The sequence below is a fragment of the Alkalicoccobacillus plakortidis genome (assembly GCF_023703085.1).
Lineage (GTDB): Bacteria > Bacillota > Bacilli > Bacillales > Bacillaceae_D > Alkalicoccobacillus > Alkalicoccobacillus plakortidis.
On record NZ_JAMQJY010000005.1, the window covers coordinates 97,779 to 123,550 of the forward strand.

Annotated in this window: 11 protein-coding genes, 9 tRNA genes, 5 rRNA genes and 4 pseudogenes; all 29 read right to left on the minus strand. The window is 45.4% G+C overall.

The window, feature by feature from the left end; translation table 11 throughout:
• Positions 1-78: 78 nt before the first annotated feature.
• A complete protein-coding gene (locus tag NDM98_RS21180; RefSeq protein ID WP_251611503.1) occupies positions 79-591 on the minus strand; it encodes an NYN domain-containing protein in 513 nt (170 codons plus the stop codon).
• A 2-nt stretch (positions 592-593) separates the two neighbouring features.
• On the minus strand, positions 594-1,343 hold the full coding sequence (gene rlmB / locus NDM98_RS21185; protein WP_251611504.1) for a 23S rRNA (guanosine(2251)-2'-O)-methyltransferase RlmB: 750 nt from the start codon (positions 1,341-1,343) through the stop codon (positions 594-596).
• Positions 1,336-1,779, minus strand: coding sequence for a Mini-ribonuclease 3 (locus NDM98_RS21190; RefSeq protein ID WP_251611505.1), 444 nt, complete (start codon positions 1,777-1,779; stop codon positions 1,336-1,338). Before NDM98_RS21190 ends, rlmB begins: the two co-directional genes overlap by 8 nt.
• Positions 1,776-3,182: a cysteine--tRNA ligase gene (gene cysS / locus NDM98_RS21195; RefSeq protein ID WP_251611506.1), complete on the minus strand. Its 1,407-nt coding sequence runs from the start codon at positions 3,180-3,182 to the stop codon at positions 1,776-1,778. The genes NDM98_RS21190 and cysS overlap by 4 nt, the downstream gene beginning before the upstream one ends.
• Positions 3,183-3,230: 48 nt before the next feature.
• Positions 3,231-3,878: a serine O-acetyltransferase gene (cysE, locus tag NDM98_RS21200; protein ID WP_251611536.1), complete on the minus strand. Its 648-nt coding sequence runs from the start codon at positions 3,876-3,878 to the stop codon at positions 3,231-3,233.
• Positions 3,879-4,179: 301 nt separating this feature from the next.
• Positions 4,180-5,646: a glutamate--tRNA ligase gene (gene gltX / locus NDM98_RS21205; RefSeq protein ID WP_251611507.1), complete on the minus strand. Its 1,467-nt coding sequence runs from the start codon at positions 5,644-5,646 to the stop codon at positions 4,180-4,182.
• A 90-nt stretch (positions 5,647-5,736) separates the two neighbouring features.
• A pseudogene (ispF, locus tag NDM98_RS21210) lies at positions 5,737-6,213 on the minus strand (2-C-methyl-D-erythritol 2,4-cyclodiphosphate synthase).
• A pseudogene (gene ispD, locus NDM98_RS21215) lies at positions 6,188-6,903 on the minus strand (2-C-methyl-D-erythritol 4-phosphate cytidylyltransferase). Before ispD ends, ispF begins: the two co-directional pseudogenes overlap by 26 nt.
• Positions 6,904-7,045: 142 nt before the next feature.
• Positions 7,046-8,137, minus strand: a complete 1,092-nt coding sequence (locus NDM98_RS21220) for a PIN/TRAM domain-containing protein (protein ID WP_251611508.1) — start codon at positions 8,135-8,137, stop codon at positions 7,046-7,048.
• Between the two features lie 127 nt (positions 8,138-8,264).
• A pseudogene (gene disA, locus NDM98_RS21225) lies at positions 8,265-9,337 on the minus strand (DNA integrity scanning diadenylate cyclase DisA).
• A gap of 5 nt (positions 9,338-9,342) precedes the next feature.
• Positions 9,343-10,716: a DNA repair protein RadA gene (gene radA / locus NDM98_RS21230; RefSeq protein WP_251611509.1), complete on the minus strand. Its 1,374-nt coding sequence runs from the start codon at positions 10,714-10,716 to the stop codon at positions 9,343-9,345.
• Between the two features lie 99 nt (positions 10,717-10,815).
• A pseudogene (clpC, locus tag NDM98_RS21235) lies at positions 10,816-13,273 on the minus strand (ATP-dependent protease ATP-binding subunit ClpC).
• A gap of 29 nt (positions 13,274-13,302) precedes the next feature.
• A complete protein-coding gene (gene mcsB, locus NDM98_RS21240; protein WP_251611510.1) occupies positions 13,303-14,367 on the minus strand; it encodes a protein-arginine kinase McsB in 1,065 nt (354 codons plus the stop codon).
• Between the two features lies 1 nt (position 14,368).
• Positions 14,369-14,902, minus strand: a complete 534-nt coding sequence (gene mcsA, locus NDM98_RS21245; protein WP_251611511.1) for a protein-arginine kinase activator protein McsA — start codon at positions 14,900-14,902, stop codon at positions 14,369-14,371.
• A 29-nt stretch (positions 14,903-14,931) separates the two neighbouring features.
• The gene (locus NDM98_RS21250) at positions 14,932-15,393 is read right to left on the minus strand and encodes a CtsR family transcriptional regulator (RefSeq protein ID WP_251611512.1); all 462 of its coding nucleotides are present in this window, start codon (positions 15,391-15,393) and stop codon (positions 14,932-14,934) included.
• Between the two features lie 1,052 nt (positions 15,394-16,445).
• Positions 16,446-16,561: ribosomal RNA gene (gene rrf, locus NDM98_RS21255) — 5S ribosomal RNA — on the minus strand.
• A 111-nt stretch (positions 16,562-16,672) separates the two neighbouring features.
• A 23S ribosomal RNA gene (locus NDM98_RS21260) occupies positions 16,673-19,606 on the minus strand.
• A 243-nt stretch (positions 19,607-19,849) separates the two neighbouring features.
• Positions 19,850-21,402: ribosomal RNA gene (locus NDM98_RS21265) — 16S ribosomal RNA — on the minus strand.
• Between the two features lie 223 nt (positions 21,403-21,625).
• Positions 21,626-21,700, minus strand: a tRNA-Ala gene (locus NDM98_RS21270).
• A 10-nt stretch (positions 21,701-21,710) separates the two neighbouring features.
• Positions 21,711-21,787 (minus strand) — tRNA-Pro (locus NDM98_RS21275).
• A 5-nt stretch (positions 21,788-21,792) separates the two neighbouring features.
• Positions 21,793-21,869 (minus strand) — tRNA-Arg (locus tag NDM98_RS21280).
• Positions 21,870-21,880: 11 nt separating this feature from the next.
• Positions 21,881-21,969 (minus strand) — tRNA-Leu (locus NDM98_RS21285).
• 36 nt (positions 21,970-22,005) lie between these two features.
• Positions 22,006-22,080, minus strand: a tRNA-Gly gene (locus NDM98_RS21290).
• 11 nt (positions 22,081-22,091) lie between these two features.
• A tRNA-Leu gene (locus NDM98_RS21295) sits at positions 22,092-22,173 on the minus strand.
• 16 nt (positions 22,174-22,189) lie between these two features.
• Positions 22,190-22,262, minus strand: a tRNA-Lys gene (locus tag NDM98_RS21300).
• 38 nt (positions 22,263-22,300) lie between these two features.
• Positions 22,301-22,373, minus strand: a tRNA-Thr gene (locus tag NDM98_RS21305).
• 4 nt (positions 22,374-22,377) lie between these two features.
• Positions 22,378-22,453, minus strand: a tRNA-Val gene (locus NDM98_RS21310).
• A gap of 14 nt (positions 22,454-22,467) precedes the next feature.
• Positions 22,468-22,583 (minus strand): 5S ribosomal RNA (gene rrf / locus NDM98_RS21315).
• A 111-nt stretch (positions 22,584-22,694) separates the two neighbouring features.
• Positions 22,695-25,627: ribosomal RNA gene (locus NDM98_RS21320) — 23S ribosomal RNA — on the minus strand.
• Together the 16S, 23S and 5S rRNA genes with 9 tRNA genes alongside form the textbook arrangement of a ribosomal RNA operon.
• Positions 25,628-25,772 lie beyond the last annotated feature (145 nt).

The following is a 25,772-nucleotide window of genomic DNA, read 5'->3' on the forward strand; positions in this document are numbered from 1 at the left end:
ATAATACCCCCTCGGCCAAGGCCACTAACTTAATGTTTAAACGTATTATATAGCACAGTTTTCCAGGAGGTCAACCTCTCATCTCTCACCACGTCGCCATTTTTCAAAAATTTCAGTTAGCTCCTCACTAAGATAAGCATGTGTCGGTTTTTGTTGTTTCTTGGCAGTTTCGACCATTTTTGCAATTCCTTTTGTTGCCATTTCTGTCTCTATCAAAAGTTCTCTGGCTGACTTTCTCAACGCACCGCTTCCGAAAATAACAGACTGCTCCGCAAAATCGGAAGTAGCTACGTGAATGGTTGTATCCACACGCTTTAATTCCCGCACTAATCGCTCAATACGTTCATCGGCTGTCTCTAATTTCCGTGTGTAAATGACTTCAACTCGATGATTTTTATAAGACTTGCCTATACCTGAGACCATGTGTGCATCAAAAATAACGGTCACTTCGTCTCCTGAATATGCTTGGTACTCCGCCATCTTGCTAATTAAGAGATCTCTTGCCAGTTCCAGGTCTTGGTCCTTTAAATCTCGTAGCTTTGGCCATGCACCAATAATATTATAACCATCAACCAGCAGAATGGTTCTCATTGTTATCGACTTCCTAAAGGAGTACGTTTGCGGTGCACCTCATACATAAGTAAACTTGCAGCAACAGATGCATTTAGTGAGGTAACCTTACCGACCATAGGAATATAGACAAGAAAATCACACTTCTCTTTAACAAGACGGCTCATTCCTTTTCCTTCACTGCCTATAACAAGCCCTAGTGACATATCAAAGGATGCGCCACGATAATCTTCACTTGCAGAGGCATCTGTGCCTGCAAACCACACCCCGCGCTTCTTCAACTCGTCCATCGTACGTGCGATATTTGTAACCCTAACAACCGGTACGTATTCAATTGCCCCTGTAGACGCCTTAGCAACGGTCTGGGTCAGACCAACTGCACGTCGCTTCGGAATAATCACTCCGTGTGCACCTGATGCATCCGCAGTACGCAGGATCGAACCAAGGTTATGTGGATCTTCAATCTCATCTAGTACCAAGAAAAACGGTTCCTCATTTTTTGCTGCTGCACGCTCAAAGATATCATCAATCTCTGCATACTCATACGCTGCAACTGACGCCACAACGCCTTGATGATTCTCACTACCAAGTAACGACTCCAGCTTCTTTTTAGGTGCAGTCTGGACAAGTATATTCTTTTCCTTCGCCACTTGAATAACCTTACTCATTGACCCTTTTTGTGAGCCCTCCGCAATCCAAATTTTATGAATCGCATGACCAGATCGGAGCGCTTCTAAAATGGGATTCTTCCCTGCAATAAACTCATCACTCATGATTTTGTGCCCCTCCTTCAGTTCCTTCTTGTTTATTCTCAAATTCGCCTAAAGCCATTTGAATAATCTCATCTAACCGGTTTGATTCGTTTGAAACATATAAATACCCAAGTAAAGCCTCAAAGCCTGTGGAATAACGATAGGTCGTCACATTTGTATTTTTTGGCACAGAACCGGACTTGGCATTACGTCCTCGCTTAATGACCATCATCTCCTGCTCTGTAAACACGCCATTCTCTTCCAAGCGATGCACCATCTCCGCCTGTGCCTTAGCTGACACATATTGTGTCGCCTCCACATGCAGTGCATGAGGTTTTACTTTGCCCTTCGCTAACAGGTAATACCGCACGTACATATCCAGTACCGCATCACCCATATAAGCAAGAGCCAAACCATTTAATTGCTTTAAATCCGTTGTTGGTTTAATAATTTTCATGCGCGAGCTTCTCTCTTCCAACGTACCCCCTGAGGCGTATCTTCAAGCAATATACCTTGAGCTTTTAGCTGATCTCGGATGTCATCTGCTTCTTGAAAATTCCGTTCGACCCGTGCTTGGTTACGTTTTTCAATGAGTTGATCAACTTCTGCATCCAGTAGCTCTGTTTCCTGGTGAAGCTCAAGTCCAAGCACTGCTCCAAGCTCATCAAATAATGTGATAAATGCTTCTAAAACAGCCTTAGATGTTTGACGTTCACGACTGTAAATATTCGCTTCCTTTGCAGCATCAAATAATACGGAAATTCCGTTTGCGCTATTAAAATCATCATCCATTTCTGCAATAAAACGTGTGCGTAGCTCTGCAACTTTGTCTAACCAACCTGCCTGCTCTCCGAAGTCAGCCGAGTCGTTTAACCTATGCTTCATTGAGGCAAGAGCTGTTTTAATTCGTTCCAGACCATTTTTTGCTCCTTCAAGTAGTTCAGAGCTGAAATTAATTGGGCTGCGGTAATGAGCCGTCAGCATAAAGAAACGAACAACTTCTGGTGAATGCTGTCGAATAATATCATGAGCTAAAACAAAATTCCCGAGTGATTTTGACATCTTTTCATTATCAATATTAATGAAGCCATTATGCATCCAATAGTTCGCCATTTGCTTATCTGTCAAGGCTTCCGACTGTGCAATCTCATTCTCGTGGTGTGGAAACGCAAGATCTCGTCCACCTGCATGAATATCTATGGTATCCCCTAAATATTTTTTTACCATAGCCGAACATTCAATATGCCAGCCTGGTCGACCATTACCCCAAGGGCTCTCCCATGAGATTTCACCTTCTTTAGCAGCCTTCCATAGAACAAAATCAAGTGGGTCTTCTTTTCGTTCATCTACTTCAATTCTTGATCCACTTTTTAAATCATCAATTGATTGTGAGGAAAGCTTCCCATAATCTTTGAATTTTCTAGTTCGGAAATAAACATCTCCACCAGAGGCATATGCATAGCCTTTTTTCTCAAGCACTTCAATAAACTCCACTATGTCTGGAATGGTCTCTGTCACTCTTGGGTGTTTATCAGCTGGTTTTACTCCTAGTGCACATGTATCTTGATGATAAGCTTCAATAAAACGATTGGCTACATCAAACACATCTTCGCCTAATTCATTAGCTGCACGAATAATTTTGTCATCTACATCTGTAAAGTTAGAAACAAATAACACTTCATATCCGCGATACTCTAGGTATCTGCGCACCATATCATAGACAATTGGCGGACGGGCGTTTCCAATGTGAATATAATTGTAGACTGTTGGTCCACATACATACATCTTAACCTTACCTTGCTCAATCGGAACAAAGGGCTCTTTTTTCATGGTTAAGCTATTTAAAATCTGAATCGCCATACAATCTTCTCCCTTGGTTTTGTTGTTCTCTTAGCATAATCAGCTTACCTATTTATCGTGACGTATTTTCTGATTGTAAAGCTCTTTTTTTAATTTAGCCAATTCGTCTTCTAATTGTTTAAATTTATCTGCAACTGGGTCAGGTAGAATATGATGATCTAGTTCATGGTCTACTTTACATCCATTCTTCACGACAATCCGGCCCGGTATTCCTACAACCGTTGAATTAGGAGGTACTTCCTTCAACACAACAGAACCAGCGCCGATTCTTGAATACTCTCCAATTGTAAACGATCCAAGGACCTTTGCTCCACTTGAAATCATGACCCCGTCGCGCACCGTTGGATGCCTTTTTCCTTTTTCCTTACCTGTTCCACCAAGTGTTACATTTTGATAGATCGTCACATTATCACCGATCTCACAGGTTTCACCAATCACAACACCCATACCATGATCTATAAATAAACGTTGTCCAATGACCGCTGCCGGGTGAATCTCGATGCCGGTAAAAAAGCGGCTAAATTGGGCAAGTAGCTTTGCTAGAAAATAGAGCTTCCATTTCCAAAATCCATGAGCCAATCGATGCGCCCAAATTGCATGAACACCTGAATACGTAAAAATGACTTCCATTCGACTTCGTGCTGCTGGATCCTGACTGAACACAACATCCACATCATTGATTAACGTTTTAAAAATCCCCATACCTACACTCCCCCCTTTCCTCAATAAAAAAAGCCTCTGTACATCTATGATGTACAGAGGCGCAGACAGCACGGTTCCACTCTGTTTTTTTGATAACAATTAACTGCTATCAAACTTTATGAGCGTGTAACGGCGCAATCCGCTTTTCCCTACTAAAGGTCGTCCTGGTTCAGAAAAAGTCTCATGGGTGCATGTTCAACCGATTCCGTTACGTCGCTCTCAGCAAATGCGACGTTCTCTGGGTACCGAATCTAAGGTTGCCCTTCCCAATCAACAAGATGTGTATATGCAATTATTATCCGTTTAATGAAGCTGCTTGTGATAAACGAGCAGAAATCGTTGCTTTGCCCAATAATTCAATCGTATCAGGCAACTCAGGACCATGCGTTTGTCCAGTTGCAGCAACACGTATTGGCATAAATAGTTTCTTACCTTTATGTCCTGTTGCTTTTTGTGTTGCTTTAATGGCAGCTTTAATTTGTGGAGCTGAAAAATCCTCTAAAGAATCCAACTCACTAACAAAGTGATTCAGAACCTCAGGCACTTGCTCTTCATTTAATACAGCCTTTGCTTCCTCATTATACTCAATTTCCTGCTTAAAGAACAGTTCTGTTAGCTCTACGATTTCAGCGCCATAATGAAGCTGTTCTTGATACATCCCAATGAGCTTACCTGCCCACTCTTTGCGCGTTTCGTCTAGATCCTCTTCAAGACGACCAGCTTTAATTAAATGAGGTAAAGCTAGATCAATGACTTTTTCCAAAGGAGCGGCTTGAATGTATTGGTTATTCATCCATGCCAACTTATCTGTATCAAATACAGCCGGAGCTTTTGAAACACGTTCTAAGCTGAACTGCTCAGATAATTCATCCAGTGTAAAAATCTCTTCTTCTCCTACTGGTGACCAACCGAGCAACGCAAGGAAGTTCACAAGCGCTTCAGGTAGGTAACCAAGCTCTTGGTATTGTTCTACAAACTGAATGATGGATTCATCACGCTTACTCATTTTTTGACGGTCTGGATTTAAGATAAGCGAAGCATGGGCAAATCTAGGCTTTGTCCAACCGAATGCTTCAAATACCAACGCCTGACGTGGAGTATTAGATAGATGCTCTTCCGCACGAATTACATGCGAAATTTTCATCAAATAATCATCAATGACAACCGCAAAGTTGTACATAGGAACGCCGTCTGTACGAGAGATAACAAAGTCACCAATGCCATCTGTTTCAAATGATACATCTCCACGGACCGAGTCTTCAATCTTCACAACTTGGCCTTGCGGAACACGGAAACGAACAACTGGCTTAAGCCCCTTATTTTCGTATGCCTGACGCTGTTCCGGTGTTAAGTCACGATCACGTCCACTATACTTAGGTGCCTCACCACGTGCTAATTGAGCAGCACGCTCCGCTTCAAGCTCTTCTGAGGTCATATAACAGTAGTACGCCTTTCCTTCATCAAGTAGCGTCTGAACGTATTCCTTGTAGATATCAACACGTTCCATACTGCTGTAAGGTCCGTATTCTCCACCAATGTCGATACTTTCATCCCAATCCATTCCTAGCCATTTTAAGCTGTCTAGTAACTTCTCTTTTGCCTGTTCTACATTACGAGCTTGGTCTGTATCCTCAATACGAAGGATGAATTTTCCTCCTTGATTACGTGCAAACAAATAATTAAATAATGCCGAACGTGCGCCTCCGATGTGAAGGTGACCCGTTGGACTTGGCGCAAATCGTACTCGTACGTTGCTGCTCATGTTCAAACACCATCCATTTCATTAATCTTCTATTAATCGTTATCTTCTGTAGTCGGCTTCTATTTTAACACCATTAGTGAAAACATTCACCTATGCTTGTTCAATTAGAATAACAGCCTGTGCAGCGATTCCTTCACCACGACCGGTAAAGCCTAGTTTTTCCGTTGTTGTCGCTTTTACATTCACCTAAGTTGGATCTGCTTCTAAAAGCCGCGCAATTTGATTTCTCATATCTTCAATATGAGGCGCCATCTTGGGAAGTTGCGCCATAATAGTACAGTCTACATTTCCAAGCTTAAATCCACGCTCTTTGACTAATGACCATACATCTTGAAGCAACACTTTTGAATCTGCATCCTTAAATTCCTCGCTAGTATCAGGGAAATGTTTTCCGATATCCCCTTCACCAATGGCCCCCAGAGCAGCGTCTGCAATTGTATGCAAAAGCACATCTGCATCAGAATGCCCTAGTAATCCTTTCTCATATGGAATTGTAATACCTCCAATGATTAAAGGACGCCCTTCAGTTAATTGGTGAACGTCAAACCCCTGTCCGATTCGAATCATGTTCCATTCTCCTTTTTCGTAAAATTGCCTCTGCCATTAGTAGATCCTCCGGTGTTGTGATTTTCACATTGCTATAATCACCCTCCACCATAACGACCCGCGTATCCATCCATTCCATGATGCTTGCATCGTCTGTTGCTACAAACGCCTTCTCTTCCGCTTCTTTATGAGCGTCTAATAAGGAATCGCGCCAAAAAGCTTGCGGAGTTTGAACAGACCACAATTCAGTACGATCAATTGTTTCGGCAATTTGATGATCCACCACTCGTTTAACGGTGTCTTTCATCCTCACACCAACAATGGCCGCACCTTCTTCATTTGTGGTTTTGATAAGTTCATGGATAATCGATTTCCTAATAAACGGCCTGGCTCCATCATGTACTAACACAATCTCATCAGGTCCTTCTAATTGCTTTAAGCCTTCATATACACTTTGCTTGGCGTTCTTCACCACCAACAGCAATCTTTTTGACCTTTTGGATGTTATAGTCACTGACAATCTCTTGCATGGCCTCTATTTCAGATTCATTCGCAACAAGAACAATTTGCTTGCATTGCTCGTCCTCTTCAAACACTTGTAATGTGTACGCAATGAGTGGTATTTGATTTAATTCAATAAATTGCTTGTTCATTCCAACTTTCATTCGTTTACCCTGCCCAAGCAGCTGGGATCACAATACTGTACATCATCATGCCCTCTCCAATTCTCATACATGCATTCGTTTTATTTTAGCATGTCCATCCCAATGTTTACACACATTTAGCTGGATTAAACGATGAAATAGAAAAGAAAAAACGCCAGTGTCCCGGCGCTTTTTTTATAATGAACATGTTAGAGTGCTTTTTCATATACCTTTGGTTTCGCAAAAATCATTCGACCTGCACTTGTTTGAAGTACACTTGTCACAACAACATCAATTTGTTTACCGATAAACTCTCGACCGCCTTCTACAACGATCATCGTGCCATCATCTAAATACGCGACGCCTTGATGGTGTTCCTTGCCATCCTTAATCACCTGAACATTCATTTTCTCTCCAGGTAGGACTACTGGTTTGACGGCATTTGCTAAATCATTAATATTTAGTACAGCTACGCCTTGCAGCTCACATACTTTGTTTAAGTTAAAATCATTTGTGACTACAACACCATCTGAGATCTTTGCGAGCTTCACAAGCTTACTGTCAACCTCTTGAATGTCCTCAAAGTCACCGTCATAAATCTCAACATCAATTGGTAATTCTTTTTGAATTTTATTCAGAATATCCAGTCCACGTCTTCCACGATTTCGTTTAAGCGCGTCCGATGAATCCGCAATATGCTGAAGCTCCGCTAGAACAAATTCTGGTATAACTAACGTACCTTCAAGAAAACCAGTTTTACAAATATCCGCAATCCGACCATCAATAATCACGCTAGTATCAAGGATCTTGAGCTTTTTATGTGATTCTGTTTGTTCATCAGCTTTCTTGTCTTTTCCTCCGCCACGATTAACCAAAAACAGTTGTACAAGCTCGTCCCGTTTTTTAAAACCAATTTGGAAACCAAAATAACCAAGAATGATTGTCACAAAGATAGGTAAAATGTTTTGCACGCCTGGAATTTGCAGTTGCGCGATTTGACTACTAATTAAATATCCTATAACCAAACCCAAAATTAATCCAAGTGTTCCTGACATGATATCTGTTAACGAAGCTTTTAAAATTCGTTCCTCAAGAACTTTCATTACATTTACAATGTAACGTGCCAACCACATTGATACAATATACATAAGTAAAATCCCAATAGCCATACCAGTAAATTCATTCTGTATCCAGGCGGGAATACTATCATTAGTAAAAAGTTGGATAAGTTCAGGAATAAATAAGAAGCCTAGAGCCCCGCCAGCTACCATTAAAAATATTTTTACGATCCACGTCATCATAACGGTCCACCTCCTTCTAGCTATTATAGACAAGATTTAGGAATCAAAACCTAGTAAACTGGAATTTTACACAAGACATCCATAAAACAACATTTTTAAGACTTAAAAATATAACCGATTGTCACAATTACAGATGACGATCAATAAAAAGTTGCTCCTGAATTCGGTTTAAGCCGTTCTTAATCATCTTCGCTCTTGCCTCTCCAATACCATCTACTTCATCCAATTTATCTGTATCTGCTAGCACGATATTGGACAAAAATTCATACTCGTTAATTAGATTTTCAATGATTTGTGATGGCAGCCTAGGAATACGATGCAGAATTCTGTATCCTCGTGGCGAAACCACAAACTCAGTGAGATTCACATTTTTTGGGTAGCCAAGTGCCTTTATAATGGCAGGTTCGTCTAATAAATCTTCCGTTTGTAGGTCGGTAAGATCCTTCAGAGTCTTTGATACATCTTGCTTACTGTCTTTCACATAATCCTTTAACAAAAAGGCAGCTTCCTTCTCTGTGTCTGAGACAAGCTCTTTTAATTGCATCGTAATCAAACGACCTTCGTCTCCAAGTTCATTGATGTAGTTCAGAATCTCTCGTTGATTCTGAGCACCATTTGTACTCTGTGTACAACTTGAGTAACTTCAGAAAGAGTGACGAGTTCCTCGAATTCCAGTGCCCCAAGGTTTGTAATGGATTGCTCCAAAACAGATTTGTACTTTTCAAGCGTTTGAATAGCTTGATTCGCTTTTGTTAAGATGACGCCGATATCCTTTAAGGAATAACGAAATTCTCCCTGATAAAGGGTAATAACATTTCGACGTTGTGAAATGGAGATGGTTAGCTGATTCGTCTGCTTTGCCACACGTTCAGCTGTGCGATGACGAATGCCTGTTTCATTTGAGCTAATGCCATTATTTGGAACTAGCTGAGTGTTGGCATAAAGGATCTTTTTGCCGTCATCACTTAAAATAATAGCTCCATCCATTTTAGCTAGCTCATATAAATATGCCGGAGAAAATGGACAATTGATATGGAATCCTCCGTCTACAATTTGTTTCATATCATCCGGATATCCTAGAACAATTAATCCACCTGTATTCGCGCGAAGTACATTATCAATCCCAGCCCGTAAAGGTGTTCCAGGTGCCACTAACTTTAATAGATTTTGTATAAATTCATTTCTGTTTTGTTCATCCATTTTAACTACCCCCCAAGAACAACTTCTATCGCCTTCTCCAAGGTTGGCACGCCTATGACTTCAATGCCAGGCGGTACAGTCCATCCTCCAAGATTTTTTTCCGGAATAATAACACGTTTGAATCCTAGCTTAGCTGCTTCATTCACTCGTTGATCAATCCGTGACACTCGGCGAATTTCACCTGTTAACCCAACCTCACCAATCGCCGCATCCATTGATTGTGTTGGTTTATCTTTAAAACTTGACGCGATACTTAACGCAATCGCTAAATCAATTGCCGGCTCATCTAGCTTCACTCCACCAGCAACCTTTAGATAGGCATCTTGATTTTGTAATAACAATCCTACACGTTTTTCAAGCACCGCCATCAATAAGGATACTCGGTTGTGATCCATACCCGTTGCCATACGCCTAGGGTTTCCATAACCAGCAGGAGATATAAGCGCCTGTAATTCTACTAACACGGGTCTTGTGCCCTCCATCGAAGCTACAACAACCGACCCTGATGCCCCTTGTGATCGTTCTTCAAGGAAAATCTCTGAAGGATTTAACACTTCTTCTAATCCTGCTTCCTTCATTTCAAAGATTCCCATTTCATTTGTTGACCCAAAACGGTTTTTCACAGCCCGTAAAATACGATAAGTATGATGACGTTCCCCTTCAAAATAGAGGACTGAGTCTACCATATGCTCAAGTAGCTTGGGTCCTGCAATTGAACCTTGTTTTGTTACATGTCCAACAATAAAAATAGCAATTCCTTTTGTCTTGGCAATTTTCATAAAAGCCGCAGTACACTCACGTACCTGTGCGACACTACCTGGTGCTGAGGTGATATCATCTTGATATACCGTTTGAATAGAATCAATGATGACTAATGAAGGCTCCACTTCTTCAATAGCGTGCTGGATAAACTGTAGATCTGTCTCAGCAAGTACGTATAACTCTGGTGAAATCATACCTAATCGATCTGCCCGTAGCTTCGTTTGTTTAATCGATTCCTCACCGGATATATATAGCACCTTCTCGTTTTTCGCAGCAAGTTTAGCAGAAAGCTGAAGAAGCAGCGTTGATTTTCCTATACCTGGATCCCCACCAACTAAAACAAGAGAACCCGGTACAATCCCTCCACCAAGCACTCGATTTAACTCCTGAATGGTTGTATCAATACGAGGCTCACGGTCTCCTACAACCTTGGAGAGCGGCTGAGGTTTAGTGGTAGTAGTTGAAGAGGTCACATAACTTCTGCTGGATTGTTTAGCAACTGCCTCCATCTCTTCCACCATCGTATTCCATTCCTGGCATCCAGGGCACTTACCCATCCATTTTGCCGATTCATACCCACAATCCTGGCATACAAACTTGGTCTTTTTCTTCGCCATTCATTTTCCTCCAAGACACTCCAATTAAAAATAAAGACCAGGAGCCATTCAAACTCCCGGTCTGTTGTTAAACAACTAAATCAAACGCATCTTAAACCATTACTTCGACGCTGCTGTCTCTTCTTTTGTATCAACAGTTTCTACAAATAACTCGTTATCCTTCACACCAATAACGGCTTTTTGTCCTTTGGAAATTGTGCCCTTTAATAGTTCCTCAGACAAACGATCCTCGACTTGCTTCTGCAATGCACGACGTAGTGGTCTTGCACCATATTCCGGATCATAACCAAGGTCCGTAATTTTATCTTTAGCTTCCTCAGTCAATTCAAAATCAATTCCCTGCTCTTTTAAGCGGATTTTCAATTGATCAGCCATCAACGTAATAATTTCTCGAATATGCTTCTTCTCTAATGCGTGGAAGACAATGATTTCATCAATTCTATTAATGAACTCAGGTCTAAAGCTGTTTTTCAGCTCGCCCATCACACGGTCTTTCATGTCCTTGTATTCACGACCTTCAGTCTCAGTCGTAAAGCCAAGATATTTATTGCCTTTTAGAGCACTTGCTCCAACATTAGACGTCATGATAACCGCTGTATTACGGAAATCAACCGTACGCCCTTTAGAGTCAGTTAAACGACCATCCTCAAGTACCTGTAACAAAATATTAAACACATCTGGATGTGCTTTCTCAATCTCATCTAACAGAATAACAGAGTAAGGCTTACGACGAATTTTCTCCGTTAATTGACCGCCTTCCTCATGTCCAACATACCCTGGAGGTGAACCGACTAAACGGCTTGTAGAATGTTTTTCCATATATTCCGACATATCAATTCGAATAACTGAATCTTCGTCTCCAAATAACGTCTCAGCAACAGCACGGGCAAGCTCTGTTTTACCGACACCCGTTGGTCCTAGAAAGATAAATGAACCAATAGGACGCTTCGGATCCTTTAGACCTGCTCTTGCGCGACGAACTGCTTTAGATATGGAGAGCACAGCTTCCTCTTGACCAACCACACGTTGATGAAGAATCTCTTCCATTTTTAATAAACGTTCTGTCTCTTCTTGAGCTAGCTTCGCGACAGGAATACCAGTCCAGCTAGCCACCACTTGAGCAATGTCTTCTACCATCACTTCTGTGTTTTCTTGACCCTGCTTCTTTTTCCACTTGTTTTTCATTTCATCAAGCTGCTCACGCAAACGTTGTTCTGTATCGCGTAGTGACGCCGCCTTTTCAAACTCTTGACTTTGAACAGACGCGTCTTTTTCTTTACGAGTTTCCTCAAGTCGCTGCTCAAGCTCCTTCAAATCAGGTGGTGCCGTGTATGAACGCAGACGCACTTTAGATGCTGCCTCATCAATCAAATCAATTGCTTTGTCTGGTAAGAAACGATCCGGAATATAACGATCAGATAATTTAACCGATTCTTCAATCGCTGTATCCGTAATCGTGACACGGTGATGCGCTTCATAGCGATCACGAAGCCCTTTTAAGATTAGAATTGATTCCTCAAGTGTAGGTTCGTTCACTTGAATTGGCTTGGAAACGACGCTCAAGCGCTGCATCCTTCTCGATGTATTTACGATACTCATCTATGGTTGTGGCCCCGATGCACTGTAGCTCTCCACGAGCAAGCGATGGTTTTAAGATGTTCGAAGCATCAATGGCACCTTCTGCTCCACCAGCACCAATTAGAGTGTGAAGTTCGTCAATAAATAGAATGACATTTCCTGCTTGGCGAATCTCATCCATCACCTTTTTCAAACGATCCTCAAACTCACCACGGTACTTAGTTCCTGCTACAACTGTTCCCATATCAAGTGTCATCACACGTTTGTTGCGTAATGTCTCTGGCACTTCATTGGCAACAATAGAGAGGGCTAATCCCTCTGCAATAGCCGTTTTACCAACACCAGGCTCACCAATCAGAACCGGATTGTTCTTTGTACGTCTGCTAAGAACCTGAATCACTCGTTCAATCTCTTTGCTACGTCCAATCACAGGATCCAATGACTCTTCACGAGCAATGGCCGTTAAATCACGAGCTAAGCTATCAAGTGTAGGCGTATTTGCATTAGAAACCGCACCACTCTGCTGTGAGGAGCTTCCTCCTTCATTGCTTCCTAACAATTGAAGAACTTGCTGACGCGCCTTATTTAAGCTTACGCCCAAGTTATTTAACACTCTCGCTGCCACACCTTCACCCTCACGAATTAATCCAAGAAGAATGTGCTCTGTGCCAACATATGAATGACCTAGCTTACGTGCTTCATCCATAGAAAGCTCGATAACCTTTTTCGCACGTGGTGTGTAATGCTTTGTTTTGGAACCTTCCTGACCTTTTCCAATCAAGGTCTCTACTTCTTTTTGCAGCTTCTCTGGTCCAAGTCCAAGCGCTTGTAATGCTTTAGCTGCAATGCCTTCGCCCTCACGGATCAGACCAAGTAGAATATGCTCGGTTCCTATATTGTTATGGCCTAAACGAATTGCTTCCTCTTGTGCTAGTGCCAATACCTTTTGAGCTCTCTCTGTAAATCGACCAAACATCATTTGTGGCCACCTCCATCATAATCAGTTCACTAATCCTTAATTTGAAGCCTTTCACGAATCAAAGCGGCTCTACGCTCGTCTCGCTGTTCTGCTGTTAATACATCTCCTGCAAACTGCTGTAAGAATCCAACCTGAGTCAAAATCATCAGCTCATTAAGTATGTTCCCTGATAATCCCTCAATTAACCCTAAATCTATTCCTAGCCGAACATCTGATAGTCTTCGTGTTGCTTCCTTCGACTCAATAATGCGACTGTGAGACAAGATTCCATATGAACGATGAATCCGATCCTCGAGTTTTAATCGAGAGTTCTGCATAAGCACCTGTCTCGCATTTCGTTCTCTCTGAATCAGCTGTGTCACAACGCCATGAAGATCATCAACGATATCCTGCTCAGATTTCCCCAGTGTAATTTGATTAGAGATTTGAAAGAGGTTACCTAAAGCTTCGCTACCCTCGCCATAAATTCCTCTAACAACTAAACCTAATTGATTAATTGCCGGTAAAATTCGATTGATTTGCTGCGTCATCGCAAGAGCTGGCAAATGCATCATCACTGAGGCACGCATTCCCGTCCCTACATTTGTTGGACAACTCGTTAAATAGCCACGCTTTTCATCATATGCATACGTAAGGTGTTCCTCAACCCAATCATCAACAGATTGTGCAATGTCCAGGCCATTCTCCAATTGTGAGCCTGTAAATAAACACTGAATACGCAGATGATCCTCTTCATTAATCATTATGCTTAGTGATTCGTCTTTATTTAACAGCACTGCCCCGTGTTTGGATTGTTCAGCTAAGTGTGGACTAATTAAGTGTTTTTCAACTAACACTCGTTTTTCATTAGACTTTAACTCTTCCATGTACAAAGTATCTATCGAGCCAATTTGCTCATTTGGAGCATTTGTTAGTGCATCCACAGTATAATCTGTCACTTCTTTTGACTGATTTAAAGAGGAGAGGATTGGAAAAGCATAATCCTTAAGGTTTCTAGCCAATCGAATTCTGCTACTTAGAACAATATCTAAATCTGTCCCTGTTTCCTTCATCCAAGGACTAATTGCATCTTTTATAAAACGCTCAAGTGTCATATCACCCCTCCTCTTGCTCTTTATTTTTTTGCTCTAATGAACGAATATGATCTCGTACTTCAGCTGCTTTTTCAAACTCTTCACTTTCAATGTATTCTTTAATTTTCGATTTGAGTGCGTTGATTTCTTTTTGACGTTTAATTCCTCCACCAATTCGTTTCGGAATTTTACCATGGTGCCTTACATTTCCGCTATGTACACGGCGCAGCACTGGGTCAAGCTTATCATCAAAGGTTTCATAACAAGTCGCACAGCCAAACCTTCCTATTTCAACAAATTGACTGTACGTCATCTGGCAACTTTCACACGTTCTTTCCTTAGGCGCCGATTTATGCTCGCTGCCCTGGATATCTGGATGCTCAAAATGCAACAATCCTGATAAAAGCTGATGAATCGAAAATGTATTAGATCCGGGAATATGTTCACCCTTCTCTTTTGCACACGTTTCGCAAAGATGTATCTCTGTTTTTTCACCATTAATAATCTTTGTAAAGTGTAGGGTAGCCTGCCGCTGTTGACACTCTTGGCACTTCATTATATGCGCTCACCTCTTTTTCATCTAGCTTACTTATATTTAAGAGTATTAATCATTGCTTTTAAAACATTTGAACGAATTTGGTCTCGATAAGGTAGCTCTACTTTTAGTACAGAGCGATCAAGAACACTTACCATTAAATTCGCTTCTCTTTTTGTTACTGCCTTCTCTTCAAATAACCGCATCACAATCGTTTCAGCTGTCTGTTGATCAATGACTGGTCCAATAAGGTGGAGTAGATGATCATATAGGTCGACCTTCTCATGAGTCTCAACTTTTATAATTCGAATGTAACCTCCGCCACCACGTTTACTTTCAACAATATAACCTTTTTCCAAGGTAAAACGAGTACTAATAACATAATTTATTTGAGAGGGGACGCATTCAAATCTCTTCGCTAACTCACTTCTCTTTATCTCTAGTAGCTCATTACCACTTTTTAGTAAAGTACTTTTTAAGTACTGCTCAATAAAATCAGAGATATTTCGCATTTTGTTACCCCCCTCTCTTCAGATGGATGATCTGATGAATGAATTGGTGCACGATCTAGTTCGCGATCTGACTTTGACTATATTTGACTAACTTTATTATAATCATTTTGATTAAAAAGTTCAAATTCTGTGTCTTCTAGTCTCTCCAGGTTTGCATGATCTAGACTTTTTTTGGAGAAAGGATTTGGTGGAGGATTGGTTTTATGTGTTAGATCTTGGTGTGGGGAGGGGGAGCTTGGTTTTATGTGGTGGGTTCTTGCTAATATTCCCCTTCCTCTTGCTTATCCTCCAGTATCTCTTGGTGGTGCAGCTTGGTTCTTGGTGAATGGGTGCTTTTCGTTGGTTAAGGTTTTGTTGTTCTTGGTTTTGCCTTTGGTTTTCGGGTTAAGTGGTTTGTAGGGTTTATATAATGGGGTAAACCTGAATAGGTTTATTCCTTTTGAAATGGTTTGAGTGTTGCGATGCGGCTTGTTCAGTAGTTGGAGAGTGCTCTTGCTTTTGGGCTTTCTCTCTTGGTGCGGAGGGCTCGGGCTTGGTACAGGAAGGTGGTTCTTGGTGTGAAGAGAAGTCTCTTGGTGGTATGAAAAAGGTTCTTGCTAACGTTGTTCTTTCTCTTGCTAGTGAAGGGAGGTTCTTGGTTACCTAGTTGTTTTTCTTAGTATAGGAGCTTGATGCTGGGTAAATGATGATTTGCTCTTGTATTATCTCTGGTTTCTCTTGGTAATGAAGCCTATTTCTTGGTGAATGGGTGCTCTTGCTTGGTTACGTTCGCCTGTTTCTTGGTATTGCCTTTGTTCCTTTCGTTTACTGCTTCTAATCGGTCTAAGTCCGGATTGATTTCTTCCTTCCACTTCCAGCTTCAATCGATCTAAACCCGAATAGGTTTATTCCTTTCCATCTTTTCTTCTTGATTCTCCGCCCTTTTTTCTTACTATCCCTCTCCTCTTCTGGCTAAATCTCGATTCCTCTTGCTTCCTCAACTCCAATCCATATCCACACAAAAAACCCCTTCATCCAATGGGTTAACCATCAGATGAAGGGGTTCTTAAAGTGCCCGGCAACGTTCTACTCTCGCAGGGGGAAGCCCCCAACTACCATTGACGCAGAAGAGCTTAACGGCCGTGTTCGGCATGGGAACGGGTGTGACCTCTTCGCTATTGCTACCGGACTTATAAGAGAAAAGATTCTCTCAAAACCAAATCGTGCCCACAGGAGGAGGAATTCACCGAAGTGACTTCTTCTTCCTGTTTCTATGCTACTCACACTGTCTTTCACCATGTTGGATAAGTCCTCGACCGATTAGTATCTGTCCGCTCCACGTGTTGCCACGCTTCCACTCCAGACCTATCAACCTCATCATCTCTAAGGGGTCTTACTGGCTTACGCCATGGGAAATCTCATCTTGAGGGGGGCTTCATGCTTAGATGCTTTCAGCACTTATCCCGTCCACACGTAGCTACCCAGCGATGCTCCTGGCGGAACAACTGGTACACCAAGCGGTGTGTCCATCCCGGTCCTCTCGTACTAAGGACAGCTCCTCTCAAATTTCCTGCGCCCGCGACGGATAGGGACCGAACTGTCTCACGACGTTCTGAACCCAGCTCGCGTGCCGCTTTAATGGGCGAACAGCCCAACCCTTGGGACCTACTTCAGCCCCAGGATGCGACGAGCCGACATCGAGGTGCCAAACCTCCCCGTCGATATGGACTCTTGGGGGAGATAAGCCTGTTATCCCCAGGGTAGCTTTTATCCGTTGAGCGACGGCCCTTCCATTCGGCACCGCCGGATCACTAAGCCCGACTTTCGTCCCTGCTCGACTTGTAGGTCTCGCAGTCAAGCTCCCTTATGCCTTTGCACTCTTCGAATGATTTCCAACCATTCTGAGGGAACCTTTGGGCGCCTCCGTTACTGTTTAGGAGGCGACCGCCCCAGTCAAACTGCCCACCTGACAATGTCCCTGACCCGGATCACGGGTCGAGGTTAGAATGTCAGCACCGTCAGGGTAGTATCCCACCAATGCCTCCACCGAAGCTGGCGCTCCGGTTTCAAAGGCTCCTACCTATCCTGTACAAACGATACCAACATCCACTATCAGGCTACAGTAAAGCTCCATGGGGTCTTTCCGTCCTGTCGCGGGTAACCTGCATCTTCACAGGTACTATAATTTCACCGGGTCTCTCGTTGAGACAGTATCCAAATCGTTACACCATTCGTGCGGGTCGGAACTTACCCGACAAGGAATTTCGCTACCTTAGGACCGTTATAGTTACGGCCGCCGTTTACTGGGGCTTCAATTCAGAGCTTCTCCCGAAGGATAACCCCTCCTCTTAACCTTCAGCACCGGGCAGGTGTCAGCCCCTATACTTCGCCTTGCGGCTTCGCAGAGACCTGTGTTTTTGCTAAACAGTCGCTTGGATCTTTTCACTGCGGCTCTCTCGGGCTTGCACCCTAATAGAGCACCCCTTCTCCCGAAGTTACGGGGTCATTTTGCCGAGTTCCTTAACGAGAGTTCTCCCGCGCGTCTTAGAATTCTCTTCTCGCCTACCTGTGTCGGTTTGCGGTACGGGCACCTTCCACCTCGCTAGAGGCTTTTCTAGGCAGCGGAGGATCAGGGACTTCGGTACTAAATTTCCCTCGCTATCACTGCTCAGCCGAACGGAAAGCGGATTTGCCTACTTTCCAGCCTAACAGCTTAGACGCGCATATCCATCAGCGCGCTCACCCTACCTTTCTGCGTCCCCCCATTACTCAAACGGTGGAGAGGTGGTACAGGAATATCAACCTGTTGTCCATCGCCTACGCTTTTCAGCCTCGGCTTAGGTCCCGACTGACCCTGAGCGGACGAGCCTTCCTCAGGAAACCTTGGGCTTTCGACGGAGGGGATTCTCACCCCTCTTTTCGCTACTCATACCGGCATTCTCACTTCCAAGCACTCCACTAGTCCTCACGATCTAGCTTCGCTGTCCTTGGAACGCTCCCCTACCACGAACACCTAAGGTGTTCATCCATAGCTTCGGTGATACGTTTAGCCCCGTTACATTTTCGGCGCAGAGTCACTCGACCAGTGAGCTATTACGCACTCTTTAAATGGTGGCTGCTTCTAAGCCAACATCCTGGTTGTCTGGGCAACTCCACATCCTTTGCCACTTAACGTATACTTTGGGACCTTAGCTGATGGTCTGGGCTGTTTCCCTCTTGACTACGGATCTTAGCACTCGCAGTCTGACTCCCGAGGATAAGTACTTGGCATTCGGAGTTTGACTGAATTCGGTAATCCTGTGGGGACCCCTCGTCCAATCAGTGCTCTACCTCCAAGACTCTTCCCTCGAGGCTAGCCCTAAAGCTATTTCGGGGAGAACCAGCTATTTCCGAGTTCGATTGGCATTTCACCCCTACCCACACCTCATCCCCGCATTTTTCAACATGCGTGGGTTCGGGCCTCCATTCAGTGTTACCTGAACTTCACCCTGGACATGGGTAGATCACTCGGTTTCGGGTCTACGACGGCGTACTCAAATCGCCCTATTCAGACTCGCTTTCGCTACGGCTCCGCCTCATCAGCTTAACCTTGCACGACATCGTAACTCGCCGGTTCATTCTACAAAAGGCACGCCATCACCCGTTAATGGGCTCTGACTAGTTGTAGGCACACGGTTTCAGGATCTCTTTCACTCCCCTTCCGGGGTGCTTTTCACCTTTCCCTCACGGTACTGGTTCACTATCGGTCACTAGGTAGTATTTAGCCTTGGGAGATGGTCCTCCCGGATTCCGACGGGGTTTCACGTGTCCCGCCGTACTCAGGATACACTCCGGAGGAAACGAAGTTTCGGCTACGGGGTTGTTACCCTCTTTGACGCATCTTTCCAGATGCTTCACCTACTCCGTTTCTTTATGACTCCAATGGAATGTCCTACAACCCCTGAAGGCAAGCCTTCAGGTTTGGGCTCTTTCCGTTTCGCTCGCCGCTACTCAGGAAATCGATTTTTCTTTCTCTTCCTCCGGGTACTTAGATGTTTCAGTTCCCCGGGTCTGCCTCCTCGTATCCTATGTATTCAGATACGGGTACCATTCGATTAAAAATGGTGGGTTCCCCCATTCGGATATCCTCGGATCAAAGCTCACTTACAGCTCCCCGAGGCGTTTCGCCGTTCGTCGCGTCCTTCTTCGGCTCCTAGTGCCAAGGCATTCACCGTGCGCCCTTTCTAACTTAACCAATTTGATTTCAGGTCATCTGACGATGCCATTCATCAAGTATGGTGTATATAAAGACTCGCTCACATCTATAGAGATGATTGCGTTGTGTGTGTTTTGCATTGCACGATTTAGTTTTCAAAGAACCATTGCCCACAAAAAAAGTGGGTTCAGAATGAACGAAGTTCATTCAAAACCGAACAAAAGCCAAAGCGTATTCACATCAGGCGAACCTGTGTGATCGACTAGAAGTATTACTCCCTAGAAAGGAGGTGATCCAGCCGCACCTTCCGATACGGCTACCTTGTTACGACTTCACCCCAATCATCTGTCCCACCTTCGGCGGCTGGCTCCAAAAGGTTACCTCACCGACTTCGGGTGTTACAAACTCTCGTGGTGTGACGGGCGGTGTGTACAAGGCCCGGGAACGTATTCACCGCGGCATGCTGATCCGCGATTACTAGCAATTCCAGCTTCATGCAGGCGAGTTGCAGCCTACAATCCGAACTGAGAATGGCTTTATGGGATTGGCTTCACCTCGCGGCTTCGCAACCCTTTGTACCATCCATTGTAGCACGTGTGTAGCCCAGGTCATAAGGGGCATGATGATTTGACGTCATCCCCACCTTCCTCCGGTTTGTCACCGGCAGTCACCTTAGAGTGCCCAACTAAATGCTGGCAACTAAGGTCAAGGGTTGCGCTCGTTGCGGGACTTAACCCAACATCTCACGACACGAGCTGACGACAACCATGCACCACCTGTCACTTTGCCCCCGAAGGGGAAGCTCTGTCTCCAGAGTGGTCAAAGGATGTCAAGACCTGGTAAGGTTCTTCGCGTTGCTTCGAATTAAACCACATGCTCCACTGCTTGTGCGGGCCCCCGTCAATTCCTTTGAGTTTCAGCCTTGCGGCCGTACTCCCCAGGCGGAGTGCTTAATGTGTTAACTTCGGCACTACGGGCATCGAAACCCCTAACACCTAGCACTCATCGTTTACGGCGTGGACTACCAGGGTATCTAATCCTGTTTGCTCCCCACGCTTTCGCGCCTCAGCGTCAGTTACAGACCAGAGAGTCGCCTTCGCCACTGGTGTTCCTCCACATATCTACGCATTTCACCGCTACACGTGGAATTCCACTCTCCTCTTCTGTACTCAAGCCTCCCAGTTTCCAATGACCGCTTGCGGTTGAGCCGCAAGATTTCACATCAGACTTAAAAGGCCGCCTGCGCGCGCTTTACGCCCAATAATTCCGGACAACGCTTGCCACCTACGTATTACCGCGGCTGCTGGCACGTAGTTAGCCGTGGCTTTCTGATGAGGTACCGTCAAGGTACCGCCCTGTTCGAACGGTACGTGTTCTTCCCTCATAACAGAGCTTTACGAGCCGAAACCCTTCATCACTCACGCGGCGTTGCTCCGTCAGACTTTCGTCCATTGCGGAAGATTCCCTACTGCTGCCTCCCGTAGGAGTCTGGGCCGTGTCTCAGTCCCAGTGTGGCCGATCACCCTCTCAGGTCGGCTACGCATCGTCGCCTTGGGGAGCCATTACCTCTCCAACTAGCTAATGCGCCGCGGGCCCATCTCACCGTGAGAGCCCGAAGGCCCTCTTTTAATCTTGCACCAGGAGGTGCTAGATATTATCCGGTATTAGCCCCGGTTTCCCGGAGTTATCCCAGTCGATAAGGCAGGTTGCCCACGTGTTACTCACCCGTCCGCCGCTAACGTTTTTGAAGCAAGCTTCAAAAACGTCCGCTCGACTTGCATGTATTAGGCACGCCGCCAGCGTTCGTCCTGAGCCAGGATCAAACTCTCCATAAAAGTGGTGAGTTGATTGCTCAACTGCTGGCGTTGATGTCTCCATCAACTTTCCAATTGCGCAGTGTTACCTGCGACTTTTTTTGTTACTAATGAGATATCATGTATCTCTTCGTACGCTTGGCTTTTGTTCAGTTTTCAAAGAACTTGTTTGTCGCTGTTTTGGCGACTTTTCTATATTACCAAACCGATTAAAGTTTGTCAATATGTTTTTCAAAAAAATATTTGGTGGAGCCTAGCGGGATCGAACCGCTGACCTCCTGCGTGCAAGGCAGGCGCTCTCCAGCTGAGCTAAGGCCCCATTAAGAAGATGGTCGGGAAGACAGGATTTGAACCTGCGACCCCTTGGTCCCAAACCAAGTGCTCTACCAAGCTGAGCTACTTCCCGTAATATGGCGCGCCCGAGAGGAGTCGAACCTCTAACCGCTTGATTCGTAGTCAAGTACTCTATCCAGTTGAGCTACGGGCGCATATTTTATTATGGTGCCGAGGGCCGGACTTGAACCGGCACGGTAATCACTTACCGCAGGATTTTAAGTCCTGTGTGTCTGCCCATTCCACCACCCCGGCACGAGGTAAGGACAAGTTCACATTTAAAAAACAATATGGAGCGGAAGACGAGATTCGAACTCGCGACCCCCACCTTGGCAAGGTGATGTTCTACCACTGAACTACTTCCGCAGTTAAATTGATGCGGGTGAAGGGACTTGAACCCCCACGTCATAAGACACTAGATCCTAAATCTAGCGCGTCTGCCAATTCCGCCACACCCGCATATAAAATTAAGAAGTGAGCCATGAAGGATTCGAACCTTCGACCCTCTGATTAAAAGTCAGATGCTCTACCAACTGAGCTAATGGCTCATAAAATGAGAATTACAATATTACCTGCAACTAAACAGTGCCGGCCAGAGGACTTGAACCCCCAACCTACTGATTACAAGTCAGTTGCTCTACCAATTGAGCTAGGCCGGCTCTATGGTGGAGGATGACGGGCTCGAACCGCCGACCCTCTGCTTGTAAGGCAGATGCTCTCCAAGCTGAGCTAATCCTCCAAGTAAATATGTAAGCCCGGCAACGTTCTACTCTCGCAGGGGGAAGCCCCCAACTACCATTGACGCAGAAGAGCTTAACGGCCGTGTTCGGCATGGGAACGGGTGTGACCTCTTCGCTATTGCTACCGGACTTATAAGAGAAAAGATTCTCTCAAAACCAAATCGTGCCCACAGGAGGAGGAATTCACCGAAGTGACTTCTTCTTCCTGTTTCTATGCTACTCACACTGTCTTTCACCATGTTGGATAAGTCCTCGACCGATTAGTATCTGTCCGCTCCACGTGTTGCCACGCTTCCACTCCAGACCTATCAACCTCATCATCTCTAAGGGGTCTTACTGGCTTACGCCATGGGAAATCTCATCTTGAGGGGGGCTTCATGCTTAGATGCTTTCAGCACTTATCCCGTCCACACGTAGCTACCCAGCGATGCTCCTGGCGGAACAACTGGTACACCAGCGGTGTGTCCATCCCGGTCCTCTCGTACTAAGGACAGCTCCTCTCAAATTTCCTGCGCCCGCGACGGATAGGGACCGAACTGTCTCACGACGTTCTGAACCCAGCTCGCGTGCCGCTTTAATGGGCGAACAGCCCAACCCTTGGGACCTACTTCAGCCCCAGGATGCGACGAGCCGACATCGAGGTGCCAAACCTCCCCGTCGATATGGACTCTTGGGGGAGATAAGCCTGTTATCCCCAGGGTAGCTTTTATCCGTTGAGCGACGGCCCTTCCATTCGGCACCGCCGGATCACTAAGCCCGACTTTCGTCCCTGCTCGACTTGTAGGTCTCGCAGTCAAGCTCCCTTATGCCTTTGCACTCTTCGAATGATTTCCAACCATTCTGAGGGAACCTTTGGGCGCCTCCGTTACTGTTTAGGAGGCGACCGCCCCAGTCAAACTGCCCACCTGACAATGTCCCTGACCCGGATCACGGGTCGAGGTTAGAATGTCAGCACCGTCAGGGTAGTATCCCACCAATGCCTCCACCGAAGCTGGCGCTCCGGTTTCAAAGGCTCCTACCTATCCTGTACAAACGATACCAACATCCACTATCAGGCTACAGTAAAGCTCCATGGGGTCTTTCCGTCCTGTCGCGGGTAACCTGCATCTTCACAGGTACTATAATTTCACCGGGTCTCTCGTTGAGACAGTATCCAAATCGTTACACCATTCGTGCGGGTCGGAACTTACCCGACAAGGAATTTCGCTACCTTAGGACCGTTATAGTTACGGCCGCCGTTTACTGGGGCTTCAATTCAGAGCTTCTCCCGAAGGATAACCCCTCCTCTTAACCTTCAGCACCGGGCAGGTGTCAGCCCCTATACTTCGCCTTGCGGCTTCGCAGAGACCTGTGTTTTTGCTAAACAGTCGCTTGGATCTTTTCACTGCGGCTCTCTCGGGCTTGCACCCTAATAGAGCACCCCTTCTCCCGAAGTTACGGGGTCATTTTGCCGAGTTCCTTAACGAGAGTTCTCCCGCGCGTCTTAGAATTCTCTTCTCGCCTACCTGTGTCGGTTTGCGGTACGGGCACCTTCCACCTCGCTAGAGGCTTTTCTAGGCAGCGGAGGATCAGGGACTTCGGTACTAAATTTCCCTCGCTATCACTGCTCAGCCGAACGGAAAGCGGATTTGCCTACTTTCCAGCCTAACAGCTTAGACGCGCATATCCATCAGCGCGCTCACCCTACCTTTCTGCGTCCCCCCATTACTCAAACGGTGGAGAGGTGGTACAGGAATATCAACCTGTTGTCCATCGCCTACGCTTTTCAGCCTCGGCTTAGGTCCCGACTGACCCTGAGCGGACGAGCCTTCCTCAGGAAACCTTGGGCTTTCGACGGAGGGGATTCTCACCCCTCTTTTCGCTACTCATACCGGCATTCTCACTTCCAAGCACTCCACTAGTCCTCACGATCTAGCTTCGCTGTCCTTGGAACGCTCCCCTACCACGAACACCTAAGGTGTTCATCCATAGCTTCGGTGATACGTTTAGCCCCGTTACATTTTCGGCGCAGAGTCACTCGACCAGTGAGCTATTACGCACTCTTTAAATGGTGGCTGCTTCTAAGCCAACATCCTGGTTGTCTGGGCAACTCCACATCCTTTGCCACTTAACGTATACTTTGGGACCTTAGCTGATGGTCTGGGCTGTTTCCCTCTTGACTACGGATCTTAGCACTCGCAGTCTGACTCCCGAGGATAAGTACTTGGCATTCGGAGTTTGACTGAATTCGGTAATCCTGTGGGGACCCCTCGTCCAATCAGTGCTCTACCTCCAAGACTCTTCCCTCGAGGCTAGCCCTAAAGCTATTTCGGGGAGAACCAGCTATTTCCGAGTTCGATTGGCATTTCACCCCTACCCACACCTCATCCCCGCATTTTTCAACATGCGTGGGTTCGGGCCTCCATTCAGTGTTACCTGAACTTCACCCTGGACATGGGTAGATCACTCGGTTTCGGGTCTACGACGGCGTACTCAAATCGCCCTATTCAGACTCGCTTTCGCTACGGCTCCGCCTCATCAGCTTAACCTTGCACGACATCGTAACTCGCCGGTTCATTCTACAAAAGGCACGCCATCACCCGTTAATGGGCTCTGACTAGTTGTAGGCACACGGTTTCAGGATCTCTTTCACTCCCCTTCCGGGGTGCTTTTCACCTTTCCCTCACGGTACTGGTTCACTATCGGTCACTAGGTAGTATTTAGCCTTGGGAGATGGTCCTCCCGGATTCCGACGGGGTTTCACGTGTCCCGCCGTACTCAGGATACACTCCGGAGGAAACGAAGTTTCGGCTACGGGGTTGTTACCCTCTTTGACGCATCTTTCCAGATGCTTCACCTACTCCGTTTCTTTATGACTCCAATGGAATGTCCTACAACCCCTGAAGGCAAGCCTTCAGGTTTGGGCTCTTTCCGTTTCGCTCGCCGCTACTCAGGAAATCGATTTTTCTTTCTCTTCCTCCGGGTACTTAGATGTTTCAGTTCCCCGGGTCTGCCTCCTCGTATCCTATGTATTCAGATACGGGTACCATTCGATTAAAAATGGTGGGTTCCCCCATTCGGATATCCTCGGATCAAAGCTCACTTACAGCTCCCCGAGGCGTTTCGCCGTTCGTCGCGTCCTTCTTCGGCTCCTAGTGCCAAGGCATTCACCGTGCGCCCTTTCTAACTTAACCAATTTGATTTCAGGTCATCTGACGATGCCATTCATCAAGTATGGTGTATATAAAGACTCGCTCACATCTATAGAGATGATTGCGTTGTGTGTGTTTTGCATTGCACGATTTAGTTTTCAAAGAACCATTGCCCACAAAAAAAGTG